Source organism: Spirillospora sp. NBC_01491, from assembly GCF_036227065.1.
In the GTDB taxonomy this organism is placed as follows: Bacteria; Actinomycetota; Actinomycetes; order Streptosporangiales; family Streptosporangiaceae; genus Spirillospora; species Spirillospora xylanilytica.
The window spans coordinates 3296073-3317857 of record NZ_CP109432.1 but is presented as its reverse complement, the minus strand read 5'-3'; the positions used below and the strand labels follow the sequence as shown (position 1 = coordinate 3317857).

Below are 21785 nucleotides of genomic sequence, written 5' to 3'. Positions count from 1 at the left end.
GTGGCGGCCCGTGTGGGCTAGATCACGACCGATCGGTGGAATGTGGACAGCTCGATCGCGAACTCGCGCACCCACCCCGGCGCCGTGTCCCGCGGCCACGCCGCGTACAGGTCGAAGCGCAGCGGCGTCCCCGCCGCGTCCAGCACGTCGTGCCGCGGGAGGCTGAACCCGCGCAGGTCGGCGGTGTCGGCGAAGACCGCCACGCCGAGCCCCGCCTCGGCCATCGCGGCGAGCGTCTGGCCCGCCGTGCACTCGTAGACGACGTCCGGCCGCGCCGCCGCCGCGTCCATCGCGCGCAGCAGCAGCGCGGTGGACGGGAACGCCGTCCCGTTCACCAGCAGCGGCTCGCCCGCCAGGTCGGGCACCCGCACCGGGCGGTCGTGTCGCGACGCCGGATGGCCCGGCGGGAACAGCGCGATGACCTGCGCGGTCATCAGGTGCACCGACGCGGTCTGCGCGGACAGCGGCCCTGACACGATCGCGATGTCGCAGCGCCCCGTCTCCAGGTGCGCGTGCAGCCGCCGCTCGCTGTCCTCGATCGCGGTGACCTGGACGCCCGGATGCGCGGGCATCCACTCGGACAGGAACGGCGCGAGCAGCCGCCGCGCCGAGGTGGCGGTGGCGCCGAGCCGCAGCGTCCCGGACGCCAGCGCCGTCACGTTGCGGCGCAGGTCGGCGGCGGCGGCCAGCACCCGCTGCGCCTGCACCAGCAGCGCCTCGCCGTGCCGGGTCGGCTCGACGCCGCGGGCGCCGCGGCGCAGCAGCCGCACGCCGAGCCGCGCCTCCAGCCGCGCCACCGAGCGCGACAGCGTCGGCTGCGAGGTGAACAGCGCTCCGGCCGCCGCGCGCAGGCTGCCCGCCCGCGCGATCGCGACGAACATCCGCAGATCGTCGAGCTGCGGCAGGTCGGCGCCGTCCTCCCGCCAGCCGGCCAGTGATTCGGCTTCTGAATCACTCATGGCCGAAGCGTAGAGCCGGGCCGTGCGTCCTGTCACTAGCTTCATCGCCAACACCGAACCGGAGAAGGGGCGATGACGAGCGTTTTCCACCAAGTCACCGAACCAGGCGCACGAATCAGTGCCGACGTACTGGTGCTCGGCGGCGGGATCGTCGGCGCCGCCGTGGCGCGCGAGCTGAGTCGGGCCGGCGCCGACGTCGCGCTCGTCGAGGCGGCCGGCCCGGCGGCCGGCAGCTCGGGCCGCTGCGACGGCAACGTGCTGGTGCAGACCAAGCACGACGACCTCGGCGTCCGGCTGACCCTGCGCAGCATCGAGGCGTACCGGCGGTGGGACGGCGAGCTGGACGGCGGACTCGGCTTCCACCAGCGGGGCAGCCTCGTGTTCTTCGCCGACCCCGAGCAGGACGCCGGCGCGCCGCGCCGGGTCGCCCGGCTCCACGCGGCCGGGGTGCGCGCCGAGCACGTCGACGGCGACGAGCTGCGGCGGCGCGAACCGGCGCTGCGGCCCGGCCTCGCCGGCGCGGTCGACTGCCACGACGACGCGTCGGTGTACCCGCCGGGCGCCGTCGCCGCGCTGCTCCGCGACGCGGTCCGGCACGGCTGCCGGACGCACTGGGGCGTCCGCGCGCTCCGGCTGCTCACCGGCCGGGACGGGCGGGTCCGCGGCGTCCGGACCGACCGCGGCGACTTCGCCGCGCCGCACGTCGTCAACGCGATGGGCGTGTGGTCGCCCGGTCTGGACGCCGGCGGGCTCGTCCCGCTGCCGATCCGGCCCCGGCAGGGCGTGCTGGTGGTGACCGAGGAGGCGCCCGGCCTCATCCGGCGCACCGTCACCGAGGCGGGCTACATGGCCGACCGCGCCGCGGCGGGGGACGGGACCCGCCCCGCGGTCGCGTTCGTGGCCGAGCCGACCGGCCGCGGCAACCTGCTGCTCGGCAGCAGCCGCCGGTTCTGCGGCGCCCGCACCGACGTCGACCCGGACCTGTTCACCGCGATCGTCGCCCGCGCCGTCGGGTTCCTGCCGGGGCTGGCGCGGGTGCGGGCGATCAGGTCGTTCGCCGGGCTGCGGCCCTGGACGCCCGACAACCGCCCGATCGTCGGCGAGTCCGGCGCGATCCCCGGCTACGTGCTCGCGACCGGGCACGAGGGGGAGGGCGTCGGCCTGGCGCCGGTGACCGCCGAGCTGGTCACGGCGGCCGTACTCGGCCGACCTGCGCCGGGCGAGGTGTTGGATGCGGCGCTCGACGCGTTCGCGCCCGACCGGTTCGCCGGGCACTCCGAGGCCGCCGGGGAGGTCTCGTGACGGCGCGGGGGACGCGGGAGACGCGGACGGTCCAGGTCGTCCTGGACGGCGTCCCGGTGCAGGTGCCGGCCGCGGTGTCGGTCGCCGCGGCGCTGGCGCTGCGCGGCCGGATCGTCCTGCGGACGAGCCGCCCGAGCGGCGCGCCCCGCGCGGTCTTCTGCGGCATGGGCGCGTGCCACGAGTGCGCGGTGACGGTCGACGGCGTCGCCGGGACGCGCGCCTGCATCACGCCCGTCGCCGCCGGGATGCGCATCGACACCGAAGGGGAGGAACCGAGATGAACGGCGGAACGGCGGAGCCGGCGGAGCCGGACGTGCTCGTCGTCGGGGCGGGCCCGGCCGGGCTCGCCGCGGCGGCGGAGTCCGCCAGGCGCGGGCTGACCGTGCTGGTCGTGGACGAGAACCAGCGGCCCGGCGGGCAGATCGGGCGGCGCCGGTTCGCCGACCCCGCCCCGGGGCCCCAGGCGGACGGCCCGGTGACGTTCCGGCCCGGCGTGGTGTGCCACGGGTTCCACGGCCGGGAGGCCGTGCTGACCAGCGACGGCGAGCTGTGGACGGCGCGGGCCCGCGCGGTCGTGCTGGCGACCGGCGCCGCGGAGAAGGTGCTGCCGGTGCCCGGCTGGACGCTGCCCGGCGTCATGACGGCCGGCGCCGCACAGACATTCCTCAAGGGCAGCGGGGTGTTCCCGTTCCGCCGCCCTGTCGTCGCCGGGACCGGGCCGCTGCTGCTCGCCGTGGCGAGCCAGCTCGCCGCGGCGGGCGTCCGCGTCGCGGCCGTCGCCGAGGCGGCCCGGCCGGGCGCCCGGCACTGGCGGGACGCGGCGCGGGCACTCGCCGAACCGGCACTGCTCGCGCAGGGCGCCGGCTACGGGGCGCGGCTCGCGCTCGCCGGCGTCCGGGTGCGGACCGGCACCGGCGTCCGTGCGATCGAGGGCGACGGCCGGGTCACCGGTGTCCGGCTCGGCCGGCTGCACCCCGACTGGTCGTTCACCGAGGCGCCCGGCGAACTGATCGAGTGCGACGCGGTGCTGCTCAGCCACGGGTTCTCCTCGTCGTCCGACCTGGCCGCGCAGTGCGGCGCCGAGATCGAGTGGGACGCGCAGCGGCTCACCTGGCGGCCGGTGCGGGACGCCGAGTTCCGCACCACCGCGCCCGGCGTCCGCGCCGTCGGCGACTGCGCCGGGGTCGGCGGCTCGCAGCGCGCCGAGCTGGAGGGACGGCTCGCGGGCGCGCTGCTCGCCGCGGAGCTCACCGGCCGCGCCGCCGACCTTGGCCGGGTCCGCCGGCTGCGCCGCCGCCTCGCCCGACTGGAGGCGTTCCGGATCGGGATGGACCGGATGTTCCGTCCCGGGCCCGGCGCCGCGTCCTGGCCCGGCCCGGACACCGAGGTGTGCCGCTGCCAGGAGGTGACCCGGCGGGAGGTCGACGCCGCCCTGGACGGCGGCGTCGCCGACCTGCACGCGCTGAAGCTGTGGACGCGCGCGGGCATGGGCGCCTGCCAGTCCCGGATCTGCGCGCCCGCCCTCAGCGGGCTGCTCGCCCGGCGCGGCCACGGCCCGGCGCGGACCGCGCCGCCGTCCGTCCGGTTCCCGGTCCGCCCACTGCCGATGGGCGCCGTGCGCGCCGCCACCGACCCCGAGGAGAAACGATGACCCGCCCCGCGTACGGGCTGCTGATCGACGGCGCCGAGACCGCCGCCGCCGACGGCCGCACCTTCACCAGCTTCGACCCGGCGACCGGCGAGCCCGTCGCCGACTTCGCCCGCGGCGGCGCGGCCGACGTGGACGCCGCCGTCGGCGCGGCCCGCCGCGCCTACGACCGGGAGTGGCGGGACACCACCCCGACCGCACGGGGCCGGCTGCTGCTCGACGTCGCCCGCCGGCTGCGCGCGGACGCCACCGCGCTGGCCGCCGCCGAGACCCGCGACTGCGGCAAGCCGCTCGCCCAGGCCCGCGCGGACGTGGAACTCGCCGCCCGCTACTTCGAGTTCTTCGGCGGCGCCGCCCCCGCGCTGCACGGCGAGCAGCTGCCCGTCGGGCCGGGCGTGGTCGACTTCACCGTCCGCGAGCCGCACGGCGTCTGCGGGCAGATCAATGCCTGGAACTTCCCGCTGAACATGGCGTCGCGGAGCCTGGCCGCCGCGCTCGCGGCCGGGAACACCGCGGTGCTGAAGACGCCCGAGCTGGCCCCGCACACCACGGCGCTGCTCGGCCGGATCGTCACCGCCGCGGGCTTCCCGCCCGGGGTGGTGAACCTGGTGCACGGAGACGGCGCCGAGGCGGGCGCGGCGCTCAGCCGGCACCCCGGCCTCGGGCTGCTGACCTTCACCGGCTCCGTCGGCACCGGCCGCGCGGTCGCGGCGGCTGCGGCTGCGGCCGTCACCCCGTGCGTGCTGGAACTGGGCGGCAAGTCCCCGACGCTGGTGTTCCCGGACGCCGACCTGGACGTGGCCGCGGACCAGCTCGCCCGCGGGTTCGTCGAGGCCACCGGGCAGAGCTGCGATCTGCCGTCCCTCGCCGTCGTGCACGCCGACGTGCACGACGCGTTCGTGGCCCGGGTGGCGGCGCGGGCCGCCGCGTTCAGCGTCGGGCCCGGCGCGGCCGACCCCGACGTCGGCCCGCTGATCAGTCAGGGGCAGCGGGACCGGGTGGAGCGGCACGTCGCGACCGCGGTCCGGGCCGGCGCCACCGTCGCGCTCGGCGGCGGCCGTCCCGCCGCGCCCGGCACGTCCGCCGGCTGGTTCGTCGAGCCGACCGTGCTGACCGGGCTCGGCCCGGACGCCGCGGCGGCCCGCGAGGAGATCTTCGGGCCGGTGCTCACCGTCGTCCCGTTCACCGGCGAGGACGAGGCCGTCGCCATCGCCAACGGCACCGGGCACGGGCTCGCCGCCTACGTGTGGACCCGCGACCTCGGCCGCGGCGTCCGGCTGACCCGCCGCGTCGCGGCCGGCCAGGTCTACGTCAACTGCTTCGGCTCGGGCGACTCGGTGCTGACCCCGTTCGGCGGCACCGGGCTGAGCGGCTACGGCCGCGAGAAGGGCTTCGAAGCGCTGCGCACCTACACCCAGGTGAAGAACATCTGCATTTCCGCGAGCTGACCGCGCCGGCGCCGCCGGCGCGCGACCACCGCAAGGGAGCCTGCATGACAGCCTGCACGACAGCGACACGGCAGTTCGGCCGCGTCATCACCGCGATGGTGACGCCGTTCACCCCCGAAGGCGGGGTCGACCTCGACGGCGCGGCGCGGCTCGCGGCCTGGCTGACCCGCCCCGGGCACAACGACGGGCTGGTGGTGAACGGCACCACCGGCGAGTCCGCCACCACGACCGACCAGGAGAAGTCCGACCTGCTGCGCGCGGTCGGCGCGGCGGTGCCGACCGGCGTCCGGGTGATCGCCGGGGTCGGCACCAACGACACCGCGCACAGCGTCGCGCTGGCCCGCGCCGCCGCCGCGGCCGGCGCGCACGGCCTGCTCGTCGTCACGCCCTACTACTCCAAGCCGTCCCAGGACGGCATCGCCGCGCACTTCCGCGCCATCGCCGACGCCACCCCGCTGCCGGTGATGCTGTACGACATCCCGGGCCGCACCAGCGTCGCGCTGGAGCCGGGCACGCTCGTCCGGCTCGCCGCGCACGACCGGATCACCGCGATCAAGGACGCCAAGTCCGACCTGGAGGCCAGCTCGTGGGTGATGCGCGAGTCGGACCTGGCCTACTACTCCGGTGAGGACGCGATGAACCTGCCGCTCGCCACCGTCGGCGCCGTCGGCGCGGTCAGCGTGATCGGGCACTTCGCCGCGGACCGGCTGCGCCGGATGCTCGACGCGCACCGCGACGGCGACCCGGCGACCGCGCTCGCCGAGCACCGCGCGCTGCTTCCGGTGGCCCGCGCGGTGTTCCGGGCGCAGGCGGCTGTTACCGTCAAGGCCGCGCTCGGTTCGCTCGGCCGCCCCTCCGGCCCGGTGCGGCCGCCGCTCATCGAGCTGATCCCGAGCGAACGCGACGGTATCCTCGCCGAGCTCGCCGCGACCGGCGCCCTCACGGACGGAGCGCGCGCATGAGCGGGACCCCGACGCGGGTCGGCGTGATCGGCGCCGGCGGCCGGATGGGCCGCGCGGTCTGCGCCGCGGTGCGGGACGCGGCCGATCTGGAACTGGTCGCCGCGGTGCACCGCGGCGAGCCGCTGGACCCGCTGCGGGACGCCGACGTCGCGGTGGACTTCTCCATCCCGGACTGCGTCATGGAACACCTCGAGTGGACGGTCGCCCGCGGCGTGCACACCGTCGTCGGCACCAGCGGCGTCGGCGCCGGCCCGCAGGAGCGGATCGCGGAGCTGTGCGCGGCGGCGCCCGGCGTCGGCGTGCACGTGGTGCCGAACTTCAGCGTCGCCGCAGTGCTGGCGACCCGGCTCGCCGCCGAGGTCGCCGGCTTCTTCGACGACGTGGAGATCGTGGAGTACGCGCACCGCCGCAAGCTCGACGCGCCCGCGGGCACCGCCGAGCAGACCGCCCGGGTGATCGCGGCGGCACGCGGCGGCACCGGCGGAGAGCCGCCCGAGCCGCCGCCGGGGGAGGCGACCACACGTGGGCGGCCCGTGCACGGCGTCCCGGTCCACTCGGTCCGGACGGGCGGGGTGCTGTCCCGGCAGGACGTCCGGTTCGGGCGCGATCACGAGCTGCTGAGCATCGGTTTCGAGACGCTCGACCGCGCCGCGTTCCTGCCCGGCGTGCTGCTCGCCGTGCGCGGCGTCGCGGCCCGTCCCGGCCTGACCGTCGGCCTGGACGCCCTGCTCACGACGGGACCGGCGCAATGATCGAGGTCGCCGCGTGGGTGATCACCGCGGTGTTCGCCGTGTTCGCCGTCGGGATCGGGTGGGTCAACCGGGGCGCGGCCGGCCGCAGCTTCTCGCACTTCGCCATCGCCGGCACCGGACTGCCGCTGGTGGTGATCGCGTTCACCGACCTGTCCACGATCATGGGCGCGGGGAACTTCGTCGGCGAGGCGGAGGAGGGCCACCAGGTCGGCTACAGCCAGCTGGCCTTCGTGCTCGGCGAGCAGGGCGCCAAGATCGCCTTCGCGCTGCTGTTCGCCGGGTTCGCCGGCCGGTTCGCCTACCGCACGCTCGCCGAGATGATGCACGACCTGCTGCTGCGCGATCCGATCGCGCGGCTGATCGTCGCGCTGCTCACGCTGGCGCTGATGATGTCCTGGATCGGCGGCCAGGGCCTCGGCATGGGTCTGCTGTTCGAGGTGTTCACCGGCACCGACCCGACCCTGATCATTCTGCTGTTCACCGCGATCTTCATCGCCTACGCGGCGCTCGGCGGCATGCACGCGGTGGCGAAGGTCGAGTTCGTCCTCGGGATCCTCATCGTCGTGGTCGGGCTCGTCTACTACCTGTCGGCGTTCAGCCTCGTCGACTTCGACCCGCGGCAGCTCAACACCCGGCTGGACGCGGCGGGGCTGCACGAGCTGACCTCGTTCCACCTCGGCTGGGAGACCGTCACCCTGTTCCTGACCGGCCTGCTGGGCGTGCTCGGCGCGCAGAGCTACTGGCAGCGCTGCTTCGCCGCCGAGAGCGGCCGGTCGGCCCGCACCGGCATGCTCGTCGCCGGCGTCATCGCGACCGTGTTCATCTGCGGCACCGTGCTGGTCGGGATGATCTCGCGGGCGCTCAACCCGGGCGGGCCGGGCGGCGAGGCGATGCCGTGGGTGATGCTCAACCAGGTGCCCGCGGTGATCACCATCGCGGTGTTCGGGCTGGTGCTGGTCGCCGCCAACGGCGCCGCCGCGGCCAACCTGAACGCGGCCACCGTGATCATGGTGAACGACGTGCTGACCGCCGGCGGGCGGCAGATGAGCGACCGCGCGATGGTGCGCGCCGGCCGCGGGCTGACCGTCGTCATCGGCATCGGCGGCGCGCTGACCGCGATGTACGCCTCGTCCATCATCGGGCTGTTCGCCCAGGCGTACACGCTGCTGGCGTGCAGCGTGGTGCCGGTGCTCGCGGTCGGGCTGCTCTGGCGGCGGGACCGCTCCCGGCCCTTCACCGCGGGCGAGCACAACTGCCGCATCACCCCGTGGGGCGCCCGCACGGGCCTCGTGGTGGGCGCGGTGACCGGGCAGGTCGCCGGTCTGTACGTCGGCTTCGCCGCCGCCGCCGTCCTCACGGTCGTGGTCTCGCTGGCCACCCGCGACCGCGCCGCGCCCGGACGGTCGGACGCGGACGCCGCGACGGTGCCCGCCTGAACGCGCCGCGCCCCCGCCCGTCCAGGGGACGGGCGGGGGCGCGGCGGTCGTGCGGACGGTCGGACGCGGGGCGTCCGGCGCGGCGTGCGATCAGACGGGCACGGGGGTCGCCTTCGCGTCGCGGGGGCCGCCGCACTTGCCGATCGGCACCCGGGCCGTCTCGGGCAGCAGCAGGATCGGCACCAGCGCGACCACCCCGGCGATCATCAGGTAGTAGGCCGGGATGTAGTTGGTCCCGGTCGCCTTGATCAGCCTCTCGATGACCAGCGCCGCGGTCCCGCCGAAGAGCGAGGTGGAGATGTTGTAGCCGATCGCGAAGGCGCCGTAGCGCACCTGCGTCGGGAACATCGCGGGGAACGTCGAGCCGATCACCGCGAGCATCAGCAGCAGCAGCGCCCCCATCATGGCGAAGCCGAGGATGACCGCCGCCGTGTTCTCGGTCTGCATCAGGGCGATCGCCGGATAGCTCACCACGATGAACCCGACCGCCGCGGTCAGCAGCAGCGGCCTGCGCCCGACCCGGTCCGACAGCGAGCCCAGCGGGAGGATGAGCGCGATCATCACCAGCTCGACCCCGATGGTGATCAGCGAGGCGGTGGTGTCCCCGATGTCGAGGTTCTTGACCAGGTAGGACGGCATGAACGTCAGCAGCGTGTAGTTGGCGACGTTCAGCAGGACGACGATGCCGATGAGGTTGAGGATCATCCGCCAGTTGTGCACCAGCGTGTCGCGCAGCGGCGAGCGGGCCACCTCGCCGGCCTGCTCCATCTTCTGGAACTCGGGGGTGTCCTCCAGCTTGGACCGGATGTAGAGCCCGACCAGGCCGAGCGGCAGCGCGATCAGGAACGGCACCCGCCAGCCCCACGCGTGCATGGCCTCGGTGCTGAGCATCAGGTCGACGCCGAGCACCAGACCGGCGCCCAGCACGTAGCCCGACAGCGTGCCCAGCTCCAGGAAGCTGCCGAAGAACCCGCGTCTGCGGGTGGGCGCGTACTCGGCGATGACCGTCGCGGCGCCCCCGTACTCGCCGCCGGTGGAGAACCCCTGCACGAGCCGGACGGCCAGCAGCAGGATCGGCGCGGCGATCCCGATCGTGTCGTAGCCCGGCAGGAGCCCGATGAGCGCGGTCGAGCCCGACATCAGGATGATCGTCACGGCCAGGACCGTCTTGCGGCCGACCTTGTCGCCGAGCGGGCCGAAGAACATCCCGCCGAACGGCCGCGCCACGAAGGCCGCCGCGATCATGGCGAACGAGCGCAGCACCGCCGAGCCGCCGTCGTCGGGCGGGAAGAACACTGTCCCGACGATGGTGGTCATGACGCCCGCGCTGAACACCCCGAAGTCGAACCACTCGATGCAGTTGCCGATGGCCGAGGCCGCGACGGCCTTCCGCACCGTCGCCTTGTCCGGGCCGTCGTCGCCCCGGATGTCTTCCTCCGCCGTGGTGACCTCTTCAACACCCATACTTCGTCGTTGCCTCCGCCCTGGAAAGTCATTACAGACGGGGCAACATACCCAACAATCACCTAGCAGTAACCCAAAAGTGTCTCTAACAGGTAAACCATCCGGCGGTCTCGCGCGTCTAGGCTCTTTCGCGCGCCACCGCGCGCCGGGACCCCGCGCTGAGGGGGCGGGTCAGCTCCGACCTCCGCCCGTCAGCCGGGGATGCGGTGCTCGTCGATGACGGTGAGCCGGGTCGCCGTTTCGATGTGCCGGGCGTCCTTTGCGGCGGCGTGGGCGGGCGGGGGCGTCCCGTACCGCCAGGAGGTACGGGACGCCGGCCTCACGTCCGCCCGGGGATCAGCGGGCGCAGATGGCGGTGACGTTCAGCTGCCAGGGGTAGTCCGGCCGCTCGTTGCCCTCCATGCCCACCTTCGCGAGGGCACGGCCGCCGCCGTCAGCGGCCGTGACGTCCTCCAGGCGCGCCGTGTTCGGCCAGGTTTCGGACTCGGTGTCCGCGGCGGCCGAGTACGCCCGCGTCCCCTCGACGCAGCGGGCGGTGACCGACTTGGTGAGGGTCTTGGACATGTCGCTGGACCCGAAGTTGGCGCTCCAGTACTCCGTGGCCTCCGCGCAGACGGCGGTGGACGTCATCGATCCCGCGACGGGCGACTCGTTGCTCAGGCCGGCCCTGGTGTAGACGGTCCTGTTGCCCTCCTTGAGCCCCTCGCCCCTGATGAAGTAGTGGAAGTCCCAGGGGTTGCCGGTGGTGGTGACCTTGCTGCCGATGCCCATCACGACGCTTCCCGCCGGGCACACGGCGGTCGACGGGAGGCTGTTCGACGGGTCGCTCTCCTCCCCGGTGACGAGCTGCACGCCCGCCAGGCCCTGCACGCAGGTGGCGGTGGCGCGGATCGACCACGTCGCGCCCTCCGCGTCGGGAAGCGCCTGCCAGGTCGTCGCGTAGCCGTCGCCGGACGAGGTGTGGAACGGCCGGTTCTCGGTCCGGACCACCGATCCGGCGGGCTGGCCCGTCGCGGCGGCGCTCCCGCTGATGGCGCGGAATCCGCTCGGGCACTTCACCTCCAGATGCTTGGTCCCCTGCGTGCCGGCCTGGCCCTGCGCGGACACCCTGCGCAGGTCCGGCTTGACGGCGGACCCGGTCTCCGGCGCCGCCGCGGCGGCGGGCCGGACGACGATGTTGGCGGCCGGGCCGTCCGCGAGCGCCGCGGTGCCCCCGACCGCCGCGATGGCGGCAAGGCCGCCGGTCAGCGCGATCAGGCGGGTGCGAGTGAGTCTCACGTGTGCTGCTCCTGTCCCTCATGGGCTCGATACGTGGGTGGCGGGACCCGTTACGAAGAGGGATGCGCGAGCCGCGTCGTTGGTTTTCAAGCGACGGCGAGAAGACGTTCTGAACCGTTCACGACCTGCCCGGATACAGGTCGAACGGGCCGGCTAGTTCGATGTGGAGGGAGCACCTGGACAACCGGCCGTTCGTGCACGGCGTCGAGTACGGCAACGGCGGCCCGGTGCCGAAGAACGGCAAGCTGCCGTGGGTGGAGGGATCGTGCCCGTCCGTCGGGACGGGGTCACTCCTCTTCGGCGAGTTCCGGGTGCTCGGTGAGGATCCGTTCGTTCAGGAACTCCAGCTCGTCCTCACGCATCTGGATTTCGAGTAGTCGCAGTAGCGACAACTCCTCGTCGTGGATCTCGCAGAGCACGTCGATGCGGGCGCCTGCGGTCATCAGGTCCTGGACGAGTTTCGCTGAGCCGCCGTCGCCGACCGCCACGAACAGCGGCGTGCGTTCCTCCTCGTCCCTGGCGTTGATGTCGAGTCCGGCGGCCAGGAGGCGGGGCAGTAGCTCCTCGTGGTCGAGAAGGTGCAGCATGTGAAGGAGGGTGCGTTGCCGTCCGTTGCGGGCGTGTGGATCAACGCCCGCGTCGAGGAGTTGGAGTACGCCGGGAGTGTCGCCGTGCAGGGCGCGGCTGAACAGCTCCCGCCGCTGGTCGTTGAGGGCTCGCGGCAGGCGGCCCCTACCGGACGTCCATGCTTCCTGGACGGCGAAGCAGCCGGCGTTGGCGCCGCCGAACGCGCGTAGCGCCTGCTCACGCTGCACCTCGTCCTGGCTGTGCGGAATGTCGAGGACGCCGTCGCGAGACGCCACTTCGTGCCATTCACGGCCGCAGCGGACGCGGACGGGGGAGGGGAGCTCGGGTCCCGGCGGGCCGCCCGGCCCGCCTGCGGACGGGTGGTCGGGGAACAGTGCGTCCCGGACGAGTGGGTGCAGGTGCTCGGCGGGTGTGTCGCCGCCCCGCATCAGGTCGAGATCCGGCAGCCGCCGCCAGTGCGCCTCGGGAAGCAGCATGGTGGAGTCGTCCGGTTCGTCACCCTCGTAGTCGATCAGCTGGACCCGCAGGCCGCTTGATTCTCCCGGTTCGAGCAGGATCGTGGAGTGCTGGGTGTGCGGAATCCAGAAGCGTTTGACGTTCGCGGTGCCGGCCCGGGCTTCGGCGAGGCGCCGCATCTCCGGTTCGAGCCGGGTCAGCGCCAGCGGCATCCGCCCGAAGACGTCGAGCGGATCGAGCTTGGGGACGCTGGCCCACGAAGCCAGTTCGAGTGGTGCGGTGTCGAGTTCGATGCCCGCCGCGGCGAAGGCCGCCTCGACCTCGCCCCGCTCGTGGAGCTCGGTGATCCGCTCGGTGCGCTCGGGCGTGGTCAGGGGACGGTCGTCCGGGGTGTGCGGGGGGCGTGCTGTTCCGTCCGGGTTGAAGAACGGCGTGCGCTCGGCGTCGCCGCCCGACCGTTCGCGCAGCTCGGATGTATGCCGGACGTCCCACAGGTGCCGGGACGTGGTCCAGTCCTGCACGACGTCACGCCAGAACGCGCAGTAGCGCCAATCGGTCTCAAGCCACATGTCAGACGCCTGGACGCTGCCGAAGTGCAGCGTCAGCCGCTGCGGTCCGTGCACGCTCCAGGGCGGCGTGGTGAGATACAGCTGCGGCAGGCCGTTCTCGCCCGGCTTGCGCAGGACGATGGTCTGGGTGGGGGTGATCGTTGTGCGGCCCCGCTCTACTCGGGGTAGGTGCCAGCGCAGCAGGTCCGGCGCGAGGTGGTGAAGGTCGTCCTCTAGTTCGGCGGCGATGTCCTGGCCGTGCTGTGCCGCCACGTCGGCCAGGTCGAAGTCCACGTTGACCCGGGCGGCGGCGCAGGCGCCCTGCCAGTCACCGGCCAGGCGGCGTTCGGTGGCCTGCTCGATCATCCACCGCGGCACGGCGTATCGCCGGATGCGCCGCAACCGCGACATCTCGTCCGGTGGACGGGACTTGGACACCGGAGTCGGCACCGCACTCCTCGAAGACTGCCGGGGGAAGAGAAGGCGGCAAGGCCGGCCGGATTCGAACCGGCGTCCTCCAACCCGCTGTAAGGCGCGACGACCTCTGCGCTACAGCCTTGCCTGCACCCAGTCTAGCGATCACCGACGACGGCCCGCGCCCGAAATGGTGATCTTGTCGTCCCGGGGAACTTCCGGGACGGGGTCACTCCTCCTCGGCGAGTTCCGGGTGCTCGGTGAGAATCCGGTTGTGCAGGAACGCCAGCTCCTCCTCGCGATAGTGGATTTTGAGTAGTCGCAGTAGTGACAACTCCTCTTTGTGGATCTCGCAGAGCACGTCGATGCGGGCGCCTGCGGTGAGGAGGTCTTGGATGAGCGTCGCCGAGCCGCCGTCGCCGACTGCGACGAACAGTGGTGTGCGTTGTTCTTCGTCTCTGGCGTTGATGTCGAGTCCGGCGGCGAGGAGGCGGGGCAGCAGCTCCTTGTGGTCGAGGAGGTGCAGCATGTGGAGGAGGGTGCGTTGTCGCCTGTTGCGTGCGTGCGGTTCGACGCCTGCATCGAGGAGTTGGAGTACTCCGGGGGTGTCGCCGTGCAGGGCGCGGGTGAACAGTTCGCGTCGTTGGTCGTTGAGCGCTCGTGGCAGGCGGCCCTTGCCGGTTCTCCATGCTTCTTGGACGGCGAAGCATCCGGCGTGATCGCCGCCGAACGCGCGTAGTGCTTGTTCGCGTTGTTTTTCGTCTTGGGTGTGGGGGATGTCGAGGATGCCGTCGCGGGAGGTCACTTCGTGCCATTCGCCGTGGCAGCGGACGCGGACGGGGGAGGGGAGTTCGGGCCCCGGCGGGCCGCCCGGCCCGCCGGCGGACGGGTGGTCGGGGAACAGTGCGTCCCGGACGAGTGGGTGCAGGTGCTCGGCGGGTGTGTCGCCGCCCCGCATCAGGTCGAGATCCGGCAGCCGCCGCCAGCACGCCTCCGGCAGGACCGCGATGCCGAAGCTGGGCGTGATGCCGATCAGCCGGACCCGCGGGCCGCTCGGCCCCCCTGGTTCGAGCAGGATCGCGGAGTACTGGTTGTGCGGGATCTGGAAGCGTTTGATGTCGTCCACGGTGCCGGCCTCGGCTTCGGCTTGACGCCGCATCTCCGGTTCGAGCCGGGTCAGCGCCAGCGGCATCCGCACCAAGGCGTCGAGCGGATCGAGCTCATCGACCCTGGCCCATTTCAGCTTGAGCGGCGTGGTGTCGAGCTCGATGCCCGCCGCGCTGAAAGCCGCCTCGACCTCGCCCCGCTCGTGCAGCTCGATGATCCGCTCGGTGCGCTCGGGCGCGGTCCAGGGACGGTCGTCCAGAGGTCGGGGGGTGCGTGAGGCGCGTGGCGTGCCGTCCGGGTCGAAGAAGGGCGCGCGCTCGTGGTCGCCGCCGGACCGGTCGCGCAGTTCGGATGCGTGTCGCACGTCCCAGAGGTATCGGGAGGTCGTCCAGTCATGCATAAGGCCGCGCCAGAACGCGCAGTAGCGCCAGTCGGTCTCATAGCTGTAGCGGCCCGCCGGGGTGGCGGTGCCGAAGTGCAGCGTCAGCCGCTGCGGTCCGTGCACGCTCCAGGGCGGCGTCGTGACGTACAGCTGCGGGAAGCCGTCCTCGCCCGGCTTGCGCAGGACGAAGGTCTGGGTGGGCGTGATCGTCGTGCGCCCCGCCCCCACCCGGGGCAGGTGCCAGCGCAGCAGGTCCGGCGCGAGGTGGCGGAGATCGTCCTCCAGTTCGGCGGTGACCTCCTTGCCATGCAGGGCGGTGATGTCGGCGAGGTCGAAGTTCACCTTGACGCGGGCCGTCGCGCAGGCGCCCTGCCAGTCGCCGGCGAGGCGGCGTTCGGTGGCCTGCTCGATCATCCACCGCGGCACGGCGTATCGCCGGATGCGCTGCAACCGCGACATCTCGTGCGGCGGACGGGACTTGGACACCGCGCTCCTCGGGGCTTCGGGGAAGAAGAAGGTGGCAAGGCCGGCCGGATTCGAACCGGCGTCCTCCAACCCGCTGTAAGGCGCGACGACCTCTGCGCTACGACCTTGCCTGCACCAGGCTAGCGATCACCAACGACGGCCCGCGCCCGAAGCGATGATCTCGCCGGACCGGTCCCGGCGGTGCGGGCGGCGGCGCCGTTCCCGAGGGAACCGGCATATATCAGGGTGGCCCTTGAGGAAGACGATCCTTTCTTTCGGAGATCCTCGATTTCGAGGAATTCCGCGCGGCCACTCGTTTCGATGATGATGATGGGGATTCATTGAATTCGCGAGGTAATCATCGATCGTATAGGTGCTCAATGTCGAATTACCGGGTATATGTCTCGGTGGTGGTCATCGACCGTCACCCCGCCGTCGTCGCCGGCGTCAGCGCGTGGTGCGCGTCGGCCGACCCGCCGGTCCGGGTCGTCGCCGCCGGCTCGCACACCGGGGTCGCCTGGACCGGCCGGGGCGAGCGGGCCGACGTCGTGGTCCTGGACCCGTGCCTGGCCGTCCCCGCCCTCGCCGACGTGCGGCGCCTCGCCGAGAGCGGGCGCCGCGTCGTCGTCTACACCACGTGCACGGCCCCGGGGACCGCGCGGACCTGCCTGGACCTCGGGGCGTCCGCCGTCCTGGACAAGGCCGCGGGCTCCGACAGCCTGGTCGGGGCCATCCGCGCGGCGGCCAGGGCGCGTCCCCGGAAGCCGCTCGTGCCCCGTCCGCGCGCCGCGCCCTCACCCCCCGCGCAGCCCGCCGCCGATGGCCTCCAGAGGGCGGGGGGCACGGAGCGGCACCGCCGCCCGCGCCTGTCGCCCCGGGAGTCGGACGTGCTCGTCGAATGGCTCCGCTGCGAATCCAAGACGGTCGCCGCGGGCAGGCTGAATCTCACCCCGCGCTCGGTGAGCACCTATATCGACCGCGCCCGGATCAAGTACGCCGACGTCGGCCGCCCGGCGTCGACGAAAGCGTCCCTGATGGTGCGCGCCCTTCAGGACGGCCTGCTCCGGCTCGACGATCTCTGACCCGCGCGGCGCACCCATTACCGCTCAGATGTGGGGCGAATGACCGTCATCGGATTCATCGGCGCCCTTCTACGATGGCCGAGGGAATAGCGGGACGGGGAGGCGAATTCCGGCGCGTTCTCGTGAACGTCCGGCGCTGGAGATGAGGAGGGCAGCACCGTGTCCCGACCGGCCGCCCCATGGTTCGTCGTCCTGCCGGACACCGGCGACGCGCTGCCGGTGGTGCGGGCCCTGCGCGCCGCGCACCCGCGGGCCGAGGAGATCCGGCACCCCTCCGGCCGGCCCTGGCTGCTCGGCGACTGGCGGGGCCGCCGTCCCCTGGTGGGGCGCGGGGCCGACTCCGCGATCGCGCTCATGGGCACCTTCTCGATGACCGCCGAGGCGCTGTCGGCGCACGCGGCGCGCCTCAGCACCGTGCACGGCCTGGGCGAGGTCCAGGAGCGGCTGGACGGCAGCGCGCACGTGGTGGCGACGGCCGGCGGCAAGGTCCGCGTCCAGGGCACCGCGTCGGGGCTGCGGCGCGTCTACCGGTGCGCGGTGAACGGCGTGCCGGTGGCCGGGGACCGGGCGGCCGTGCTGGCCGCGCTCGCGGGCGCGGCCGTCGACCCGGCGCGCGTCGCGGTCCGGCTGCTGTTCCCGGGCCCGCCGTGGCCGCTCGTCTGGGACTCGGTGTGGACGGGCGTCCAGCCCGTCCTGCCCGGCCACTACCTGCTGCTGTCCGGACGGGACGCGCCGCGCGAGGCCCGGTGGTGGAGCCCGCCCGTGCCAGACCTGCCGGTCACCGAGGCCGCCGGGCGGCTGAGGACGGCGCTCGGCGGCGCGGTGGCCGCGCGGGTCACGCCGGGCCGCACCGTCGTCGCCGACCTGAGCGGGTTCGACTCCAGCGCCGTCTGCTCGCTCGCGGCGCGAGCCGGGGCCGACGTCGTCGCGCTGACCGCGGCCCAGCCCGTCCCGGTCGACGACGATGTGCCGTGGGCCGAGGAGACGATCGCCGGGCTGCGCCGCGCCGGTCACCGGATCGGGCACGAGATCGTACCCGCCGGCGACAGCCCGCTGGTGTACGACGGCATCCTCTCGGCCCGCGGCGGCTTCGACGAGCCGTTCGCCTTCGTGCACCACCAGCGGCGCTTCGCCTACCTGCTCGGGCGGGGTGCCGAGCACCTCCCGCAGGCCCACCTCACCGGCCTCGGCGGCGACGAGATGTGCGTGCCCGCCCCGCCCTGGCAGCGCACGCTGCTCCGGCGCCGTCCCGTGGAGGGGTTCCGGCACCTGAGGGCCGCCGCCAGGGACGGGTGGTCGCCCGCGCGAGTCGGCCTGCGGCTGCTGGGCGAGCGGTCGTACTCGGCGTGGCTGCGGGCCACGGCCGCCGGGCTGGACGCCGCCGCCGACCCGTCCGCCGTCACCGGCTGGGGGAGCCGCGCGGTGCTGCCGGCCTGGGTGGCGCCCGACGCGGTGGCCGCGGTGCGCGACCTGCTCCTCGCCGCCGCGGGCGAGCCCCGGCTGCTCGCCGACGACCCCGGGCTGCACCTTTTGCTCGCGGGCGCGTGCGCGGGCGCGCAGGCCAAACGCGGCTTCGAGCAGCTCGCCGACCGGCAGGGCGTCCGGCTCGGCATGCCGTTCTTCGACGACCGGGTGCTGGCCGCCGCGCTGGCCGTCCGCCCGGCCGTCCGCAACGACCCCGTCCGCCACAAGCCGGTGCTGGTCGAGGCGATGCGCGGCGTCGTCCCCGCGGCCGTGCTCGGCCGGGTGACCCGGTCGTCCGGCACCGCCGCCGCCGTGCTGGGCGGCCGGAGGCACCGCGGCCAGCTCGCCGGGCTGGCCGACGGCTCCCGGCTGGCCGAGCTCGGCCTGGTCGACCGGTCCGCCCTGCGCGCGGCCGTGCACGGGCCGGTCGATGTCCGGACGCCGCGCCGCCGGATCGAGCCCACCATCGGATCCGAGATATGGCTCCGCGAGCAGAGTGAGGAACCGCGTGCGCGCACCGACCCCTGACGTCCCAGAGACCCCGGCCGGCCGCGGCGCGACCGGTCCGGCCCGCCCATGACCGTCCCGCCCGCCACCCCCAGCGAGGAGGACCCCGTGCCGCGGAAGGAGGTGCCGCCGCCCCCGCGCGAGGTGCCCGTGCCTCGGGCGGACGTCCATACCGGCCGGCCGGTCGCGTACCCGATGGCGAGGACGCGCCCGGACCGGCCGCCCGACGGGTTCGCCCGGCTCGGCCGCATCGGGCCCGTCGCGCGGGTCATGCTGCCGGACGGCACCGCGGTGTGGGCGGTGACCGGCCACGCCGAGATCCGCTCGCTGCTCGCCGACTCGCGCGTCTCGTCGGACCCCGCCAAGCCGGGCTTCCCCCGCCTCCGCCCGGTCCCGGACGGGCGGCCCGCCCGCCGGGAGCCCGAGCCCGGGGCCGAGCGGCCGGTGCGCACGTTCGTCGAGATGGACGAGCCCGTGCACGCCGTCCACCGGCGGATCGCGATCCCCGCGTTCAGCGTCCGCAGGATCCGCGCGCTGCGCCCGCTGATCGAGAAGGACGCCGACCACCTCCTCGACCGGCTGCTCGAGACGGGCCCGCCCGCCGACCTGGTGCCCGGCTTCGCCGTCCCGCTGCCCTCGATGGCGCTCGGCCACCTGTTCGGGCTGCCGTGGGCCGACCACGCCTACTTCCGCGAGCGCGCCGACGCCGCCGTCCTCGACAAGGGGCAGGCGGGCCCGGCGCTGACCGAGCTGCGCGGCTACTTCGACCGGCTGCTCGCGACCCGTCCCGGCGGCGGGCTGCTCGGCCACCTGGTCATGGGCGACGGCCGCGGCCGGGTGACGCGGGCCGAGCTGGCCGCGATGTGCGTGATGATCGTGGTCGCCGGGCACGAGACGACCGCGAACACGATCGCGCTGTCGGTCCCGGCCCTGCTCGGGCACCCCGACCAGCTCGCGCTGATGCGGTCCGGGCCGGGCGCGGCGCCCGCGGTGGTCGAGGAGCTGCTGCGGTTCCTGACCGTCCCCGAGACGATCCTGCGGTCCGCCCTCGCCGACATCGTGATCGGCGGACGGGTCATCCGGGCCGGTGACGGCGTGCTGCTGCTGCCCGCCGCGGCCAACCGCGACCGCGCCGCGTTCCCCGACCCCGACGTGCTGAACGCGGGCCGCGCGGCCCGGCACCACCTCGCGTTCGGCCACGGCGTCCACCAGTGCCTCGGGCAGAACCTCGCGCGGCTGGAACTGGAGGTCGCCCTCTCCGCGCTGTTCCGCCGGATCCCCGGTCTGCGCCTGACGGCCCCGGCCGCGCGGCTCCCGCTCAAGGGGCCCGGCGGGTTGCAGGGCGTCGCCGCGCTCCCGGTGAGCTGGTAGCGGCGGCGCCCGCGGCCGGACGAGCGGGATGCGGCGTGCGCGGTGCGGGGCGGCGCGCGGGGTGTGGTGTGCGGGGTGTGGTGTGCGGGGTGCGGGGTGCGGCGTGACGCCCGGTCCGACTCGGGCCGGGCGTCACGCCGCGCCGGCTCGGGCCGGCCGGGCCGGGTCAGCGGCGCTCGGCGACCAGGAGCATGAACATGGCGGTCGGGAAGCCCTCGCGCCACCAGGGGTCGTTCTCCACCTGCTCGGCGGTGGGGTGCGGCTCGCGCAGGTCGGCGATGACGAACCCGGCGTCTCGGAGCGTTCCAGAGTAGAACTCCAGTGGCCGCAGCCAGGAGGTGATCATCGACGGGGACTCCAGCCCGTCGACCTGGAAGCGCTGGTCGACGCCGCGCGCGGCGAAGTACTGCGCGGCCGGCACGCTGCCCGTCGCGCCGTGCTCGGTGTCCTCGATGTAGAAGCACGGGTGCAGGGTGAGGATGACCAGCCGGCCGCCGCTCCGCAGCACCCGGCCGAACTCGTGGATAGCACCCGAGGGGTCGTGCAGGTGGCTGAACAGGTGGTTGCAGACCACCAGGTCGAAGTCCTGGTCGGCGACCGGCATCGCGTCGACGCTCGCGCGGGCGAACGAGACCGAGCCGGCCGGGCCGCCGGGGGGCTCCTCGTCCGCGGGCCCGTCCTGGGCCGCGTCGATCAGGCCCTGCGAGGCGTCGATGCCGACGACGTCGGCGCCCTGCGCCGCGAGCGCCCGGGCCAGGTAGCCCTCGCCGCACCCCGCGTCCAGGATCCGCAGGCCCTTGCACGGGCCGATCGCGTCGAGGACGGCCTGGTCGGTCAGCTCGGTGCGGTACCGGTCGCGCCGCTCCCGGATGACCTTGACCCAGTACTCCGCATTGGCCTCCCAGCGCTCGCGCGTGAGCTTCGCGACCGCTCGGCTAGCGTCGTCCACCGGCCCCCCTCTTGTTCACGGCACGGCTCACACCATGCCTTTGAGTTTTGTCACCAGCTGGTCGCAGGTTTCTCGGACTCTTCGGTCGAGACATTCGGCCCCGCGCCGTTCGAGCGTCGTTATCAGCTCGGTGATCCGCGACCCGAACGTGGGGTCGCGTTGCAGTGCGAGGGGAATGTACGTCGAGGTCAGATAGTACAGGTAGGCGTCATTGTAACTGGTGATCTCGCGGATCACTTCGCGCGCGGTGTTGTTCAGCGGGAGCGAGTTCGGGAGCGCGAAGTCGGAACTGATCCGGCCGTCCCTGGCATAGGTCGGGAACGACCATTCCTCCAGCGCCGCGTACACCGGGGTGGTCTCCAGTTCCCGGCGGTAGCGCTCGGCCAGTTCCAGGTCGTTGGAGCTGATCAGCGATCCCATCACCACGCCCCGCATCATGAACGCGGTCTGCCGGCCGGGGACCTGGAAGGCCAGGTCGGTGTCCAGCGCGTCGGTCACCTTGCTCACCTGGTGGGTGATGATGTTGAGTGCCAGGATGGAATGGAACGAGTAGGTCTTGCGGTTCAGCCGGGGCGCCAGCTCGATCGAGGAGTCGAAGAGCTTCCGCGGATCGGCCAGCAGCCCCTCGCCCGGCTCGGTGGAATAGAGCGCCTCCAGCGCGCGGTCCTGCTCGCGTCCCCAGAAACGCGCGAGATAGGACGACACCTTCTGCGTCGCGTCGCCCCGCATGATGTGCAGCCCGGCTTCCAGTGCGTTCAGCAGATGCTGCTGGGGAATGGACGAATCGGCGAGCGTGCGCAGGTCGACGGCCAATCCCTCGGACTGGAGGTCGGCGACGAGGGTGTTCCGCCGTTTCAGCAGGGAGTGCGCCATCGCGTACTCGGCGATTCCCGGCACCGACGACATGAGGCTCTGCAAGGACCGGCCGCTGATGCGGTCCAACCACGCGGTGTTGTCCCACAGCCGGAACACGGTGCTCTCGTCCAGCCCAGAGAAGATCGCCACATCGGACATGTTGAGTCCGAGGTCCCTGGTGATTTCGGAGAGAGACTTCGGCTCGCTGTCCGCTGTCATGGCTCGCCTTAAGACCGGCACGTGTTGGCGTACCGATCATATCGGGACGGCCGGACGGAGCACGGCGAATTAGGGCAATCTGCCCATGTGGCGGCGCCGGGGCGTCCGCGACCTGGTGGTTCGGGAGGG

General features: G+C 73.7%; 18 protein-coding genes and 2 tRNA genes. 10 read left to right on the top strand and 10 right to left on the bottom strand.

Annotation, left to right across the window (positions count from 1 at the left end; translation table 11 throughout):
* Positions 1–17: 17 nt before the first annotated feature.
* Positions 18–959, bottom strand: coding sequence for a LysR family transcriptional regulator (locus tag OHA34_RS15285; protein ID WP_285941838.1), 942 nt, complete (start codon positions 957–959; stop codon positions 18–20).
* A 72-nt stretch (positions 960–1031) separates the two neighbouring features.
* On the opposite strand from OHA34_RS15285, the gene OHA34_RS15280 reads away from it, so the two are divergent.
* The 7 genes from OHA34_RS15280 to OHA34_RS15250 are packed head-to-tail and all read left to right on the top strand — an operon-like array spanning position 1032 to position 8507.
* Positions 1032–2261 carry an NAD(P)/FAD-dependent oxidoreductase gene (locus OHA34_RS15280; RefSeq protein ID WP_285941836.1) on the top strand — a complete coding sequence of 410 codons (1230 nt, stop codon included), beginning with the start codon at positions 1032–1034 and terminating at the stop codon, positions 2259–2261.
* Positions 2258–2542 (top strand): 2Fe-2S iron-sulfur cluster-binding protein, encoded by a 285-nt coding sequence (locus OHA34_RS15275; protein ID WP_329522004.1) that lies wholly within the window; start codon positions 2258–2260, stop codon positions 2540–2542. The genes OHA34_RS15280 and OHA34_RS15275 overlap by 4 nt, the downstream gene beginning before the upstream one ends.
* Positions 2539–3912: an FAD/NAD(P)-dependent oxidoreductase gene (locus OHA34_RS15270; protein WP_329522003.1), complete on the top strand. Its 1374-nt coding sequence runs from the start codon at positions 2539–2541 to the stop codon at positions 3910–3912. Before OHA34_RS15275 ends, OHA34_RS15270 begins: the two co-directional genes overlap by 4 nt.
* The gene (locus tag OHA34_RS15265) at positions 3909–5357 is read left to right on the top strand and encodes an aldehyde dehydrogenase family protein (protein WP_329522002.1); all 1449 of its coding nucleotides are present in this window, start codon (positions 3909–3911) and stop codon (positions 5355–5357) included. Before OHA34_RS15270 ends, OHA34_RS15265 begins: the two co-directional genes overlap by 4 nt.
* A gap of 44 nt (positions 5358–5401) precedes the next feature.
* Positions 5402–6319, top strand: coding sequence for a 4-hydroxy-tetrahydrodipicolinate synthase (gene dapA, locus OHA34_RS15260; protein WP_329522001.1), 918 nt, complete (start codon positions 5402–5404; stop codon positions 6317–6319).
* On the top strand, positions 6316–7071 hold the full coding sequence (gene dapB, locus OHA34_RS15255; RefSeq protein ID WP_329522000.1) for a 4-hydroxy-tetrahydrodipicolinate reductase: 756 nt from the start codon (positions 6316–6318) through the stop codon (positions 7069–7071). Before dapA ends, dapB begins: the two co-directional genes overlap by 4 nt.
* Positions 7068–8507, top strand: coding sequence for a sodium:solute symporter family protein (locus OHA34_RS15250; RefSeq protein WP_285941826.1), 1440 nt, complete (start codon positions 7068–7070; stop codon positions 8505–8507). The genes dapB and OHA34_RS15250 overlap by 4 nt, the downstream gene beginning before the upstream one ends.
* 90 nt (positions 8508–8597) lie before the next feature.
* Here the strand turns inward: OHA34_RS15250 and OHA34_RS15245 are convergent, their stop codons facing one another.
* The 7 genes from OHA34_RS15245 to OHA34_RS15215 form a co-directional block, all read right to left on the bottom strand.
* Positions 8598–9971 carry an MFS transporter gene (locus tag OHA34_RS15245; protein ID WP_285941824.1) on the bottom strand — a complete coding sequence of 458 codons (1374 nt, stop codon included), beginning with the start codon at positions 9969–9971 and terminating at the stop codon, positions 8598–8600.
* 191 nt (positions 9972–10162) lie between these two features.
* Entirely contained in the window at positions 10163–10294 is a 132-nt protein-coding gene (locus OHA34_RS15240) for a hypothetical protein (RefSeq protein WP_285941823.1), read from the bottom strand.
* Positions 10295–10307: 13 nt separating this feature from the next.
* Positions 10308–11249, bottom strand: a complete 942-nt coding sequence (locus tag OHA34_RS15235) for a hypothetical protein (RefSeq protein WP_329521999.1) — start codon at positions 11247–11249, stop codon at positions 10308–10310.
* A gap of 287 nt (positions 11250–11536) precedes the next feature.
* The gene (locus tag OHA34_RS15230) at positions 11537–13291 is read right to left on the bottom strand and encodes an ankyrin repeat domain-containing protein (protein WP_329521998.1); all 1755 of its coding nucleotides are present in this window, start codon (positions 13289–13291) and stop codon (positions 11537–11539) included.
* 37 nt (positions 13292–13328) lie between these two features.
* Positions 13329–13400, bottom strand: a tRNA-OTHER gene (locus tag OHA34_RS15225).
* A gap of 84 nt (positions 13401–13484) precedes the next feature.
* Complete coding sequence (locus tag OHA34_RS15220; RefSeq protein ID WP_329521997.1) at positions 13485–15230, bottom strand: ankyrin repeat domain-containing protein; 1746 nt, start codon at positions 15228–15230, stop codon at positions 13485–13487.
* Between the two features lie 32 nt (positions 15231–15262).
* Positions 15263–15337, bottom strand: a tRNA-OTHER gene (locus OHA34_RS15215).
* A 252-nt stretch (positions 15338–15589) separates the two neighbouring features.
* Here OHA34_RS15215 and OHA34_RS15210 point away from each other — a divergent pair.
* The 3 genes from OHA34_RS15210 (at position 15590) to OHA34_RS15200 (ending at position 19633) form a co-directional block, all read left to right on the top strand.
* Positions 15590–16291, top strand: a complete 702-nt coding sequence (locus OHA34_RS15210) for a DNA-binding response regulator (RefSeq protein WP_285941815.1) — start codon at positions 15590–15592, stop codon at positions 16289–16291.
* 159 nt (positions 16292–16450) lie between these two features.
* Positions 16451–18283 carry an asparagine synthase-related protein gene (locus OHA34_RS15205; protein ID WP_285941812.1) on the top strand — a complete coding sequence of 611 codons (1833 nt, stop codon included), beginning with the start codon at positions 16451–16453 and terminating at the stop codon, positions 18281–18283.
* An 87-nt stretch (positions 18284–18370) separates the two neighbouring features.
* Positions 18371–19633, top strand: a complete 1263-nt coding sequence (locus tag OHA34_RS15200) for a cytochrome P450 (protein WP_285941810.1) — start codon at positions 18371–18373, stop codon at positions 19631–19633.
* Positions 19634–19799: 166 nt separating this feature from the next.
* Here OHA34_RS15200 and OHA34_RS15195 read toward each other — a convergent pair whose 3' ends face one another.
* Both OHA34_RS15195 and OHA34_RS15190 read right to left on the bottom strand, forming a co-directional pair.
* Positions 19800–20582: a class I SAM-dependent methyltransferase gene (locus OHA34_RS15195; RefSeq protein WP_285941808.1), complete on the bottom strand. Its 783-nt coding sequence runs from the start codon at positions 20580–20582 to the stop codon at positions 19800–19802.
* Positions 20583–20609: 27 nt separating this feature from the next.
* The gene (locus OHA34_RS15190; protein ID WP_285941806.1) at positions 20610–21587 is read right to left on the bottom strand and encodes a hypothetical protein; all 978 of its coding nucleotides are present in this window, start codon (positions 21585–21587) and stop codon (positions 20610–20612) included.
* Positions 21588–21785 lie beyond the last annotated feature (198 nt).

Excerpts from the sequence above, each read along its gene's own strand:
- dapA (WP_329522001.1), top strand. The coding sequence starts at position 5,402 with ATGACAGCCTGCACGACAGCGACACGGCAGTTCGGCCGCGTCATCACC.
- OHA34_RS15270 (WP_329522003.1), top strand. The coding sequence starts at position 2,539 with ATGAACGGCGGAACGGCGGAGCCGGCGGAGCCGGACGTGCTCGTCGTC.
- OHA34_RS15265 (WP_329522002.1), top strand. The coding sequence starts at position 3,909 with ATGACCCGCCCCGCGTACGGGCTGCTGATCGACGGCGCCGAGACCGCC.
- OHA34_RS15245 (WP_285941824.1), bottom strand. The coding sequence starts at position 9,971 with ATGGGTGTTGAAGAGGTCACCACGGCGGAGGAAGACATCCGGGGCGAC.
- OHA34_RS15280 (WP_285941836.1), top strand. The coding sequence starts at position 1,032 with ATGACGAGCGTTTTCCACCAAGTCACCGAACCAGGCGCACGAATCAGT.
- dapB (WP_329522000.1), top strand. The coding sequence starts at position 6,316 with ATGAGCGGGACCCCGACGCGGGTCGGCGTGATCGGCGCCGGCGGCCGG.
- OHA34_RS15210 (WP_285941815.1), top strand. The coding sequence starts at position 15,590 with ATGTCGAATTACCGGGTATATGTCTCGGTGGTGGTCATCGACCGTCAC.
- OHA34_RS15285 (WP_285941838.1), bottom strand. The coding sequence starts at position 959 with ATGAGTGATTCAGAAGCCGAATCACTGGCCGGCTGGCGGGAGGACGGC.
- OHA34_RS15250 (WP_285941826.1), top strand. The coding sequence starts at position 7,068 with ATGATCGAGGTCGCCGCGTGGGTGATCACCGCGGTGTTCGCCGTGTTC.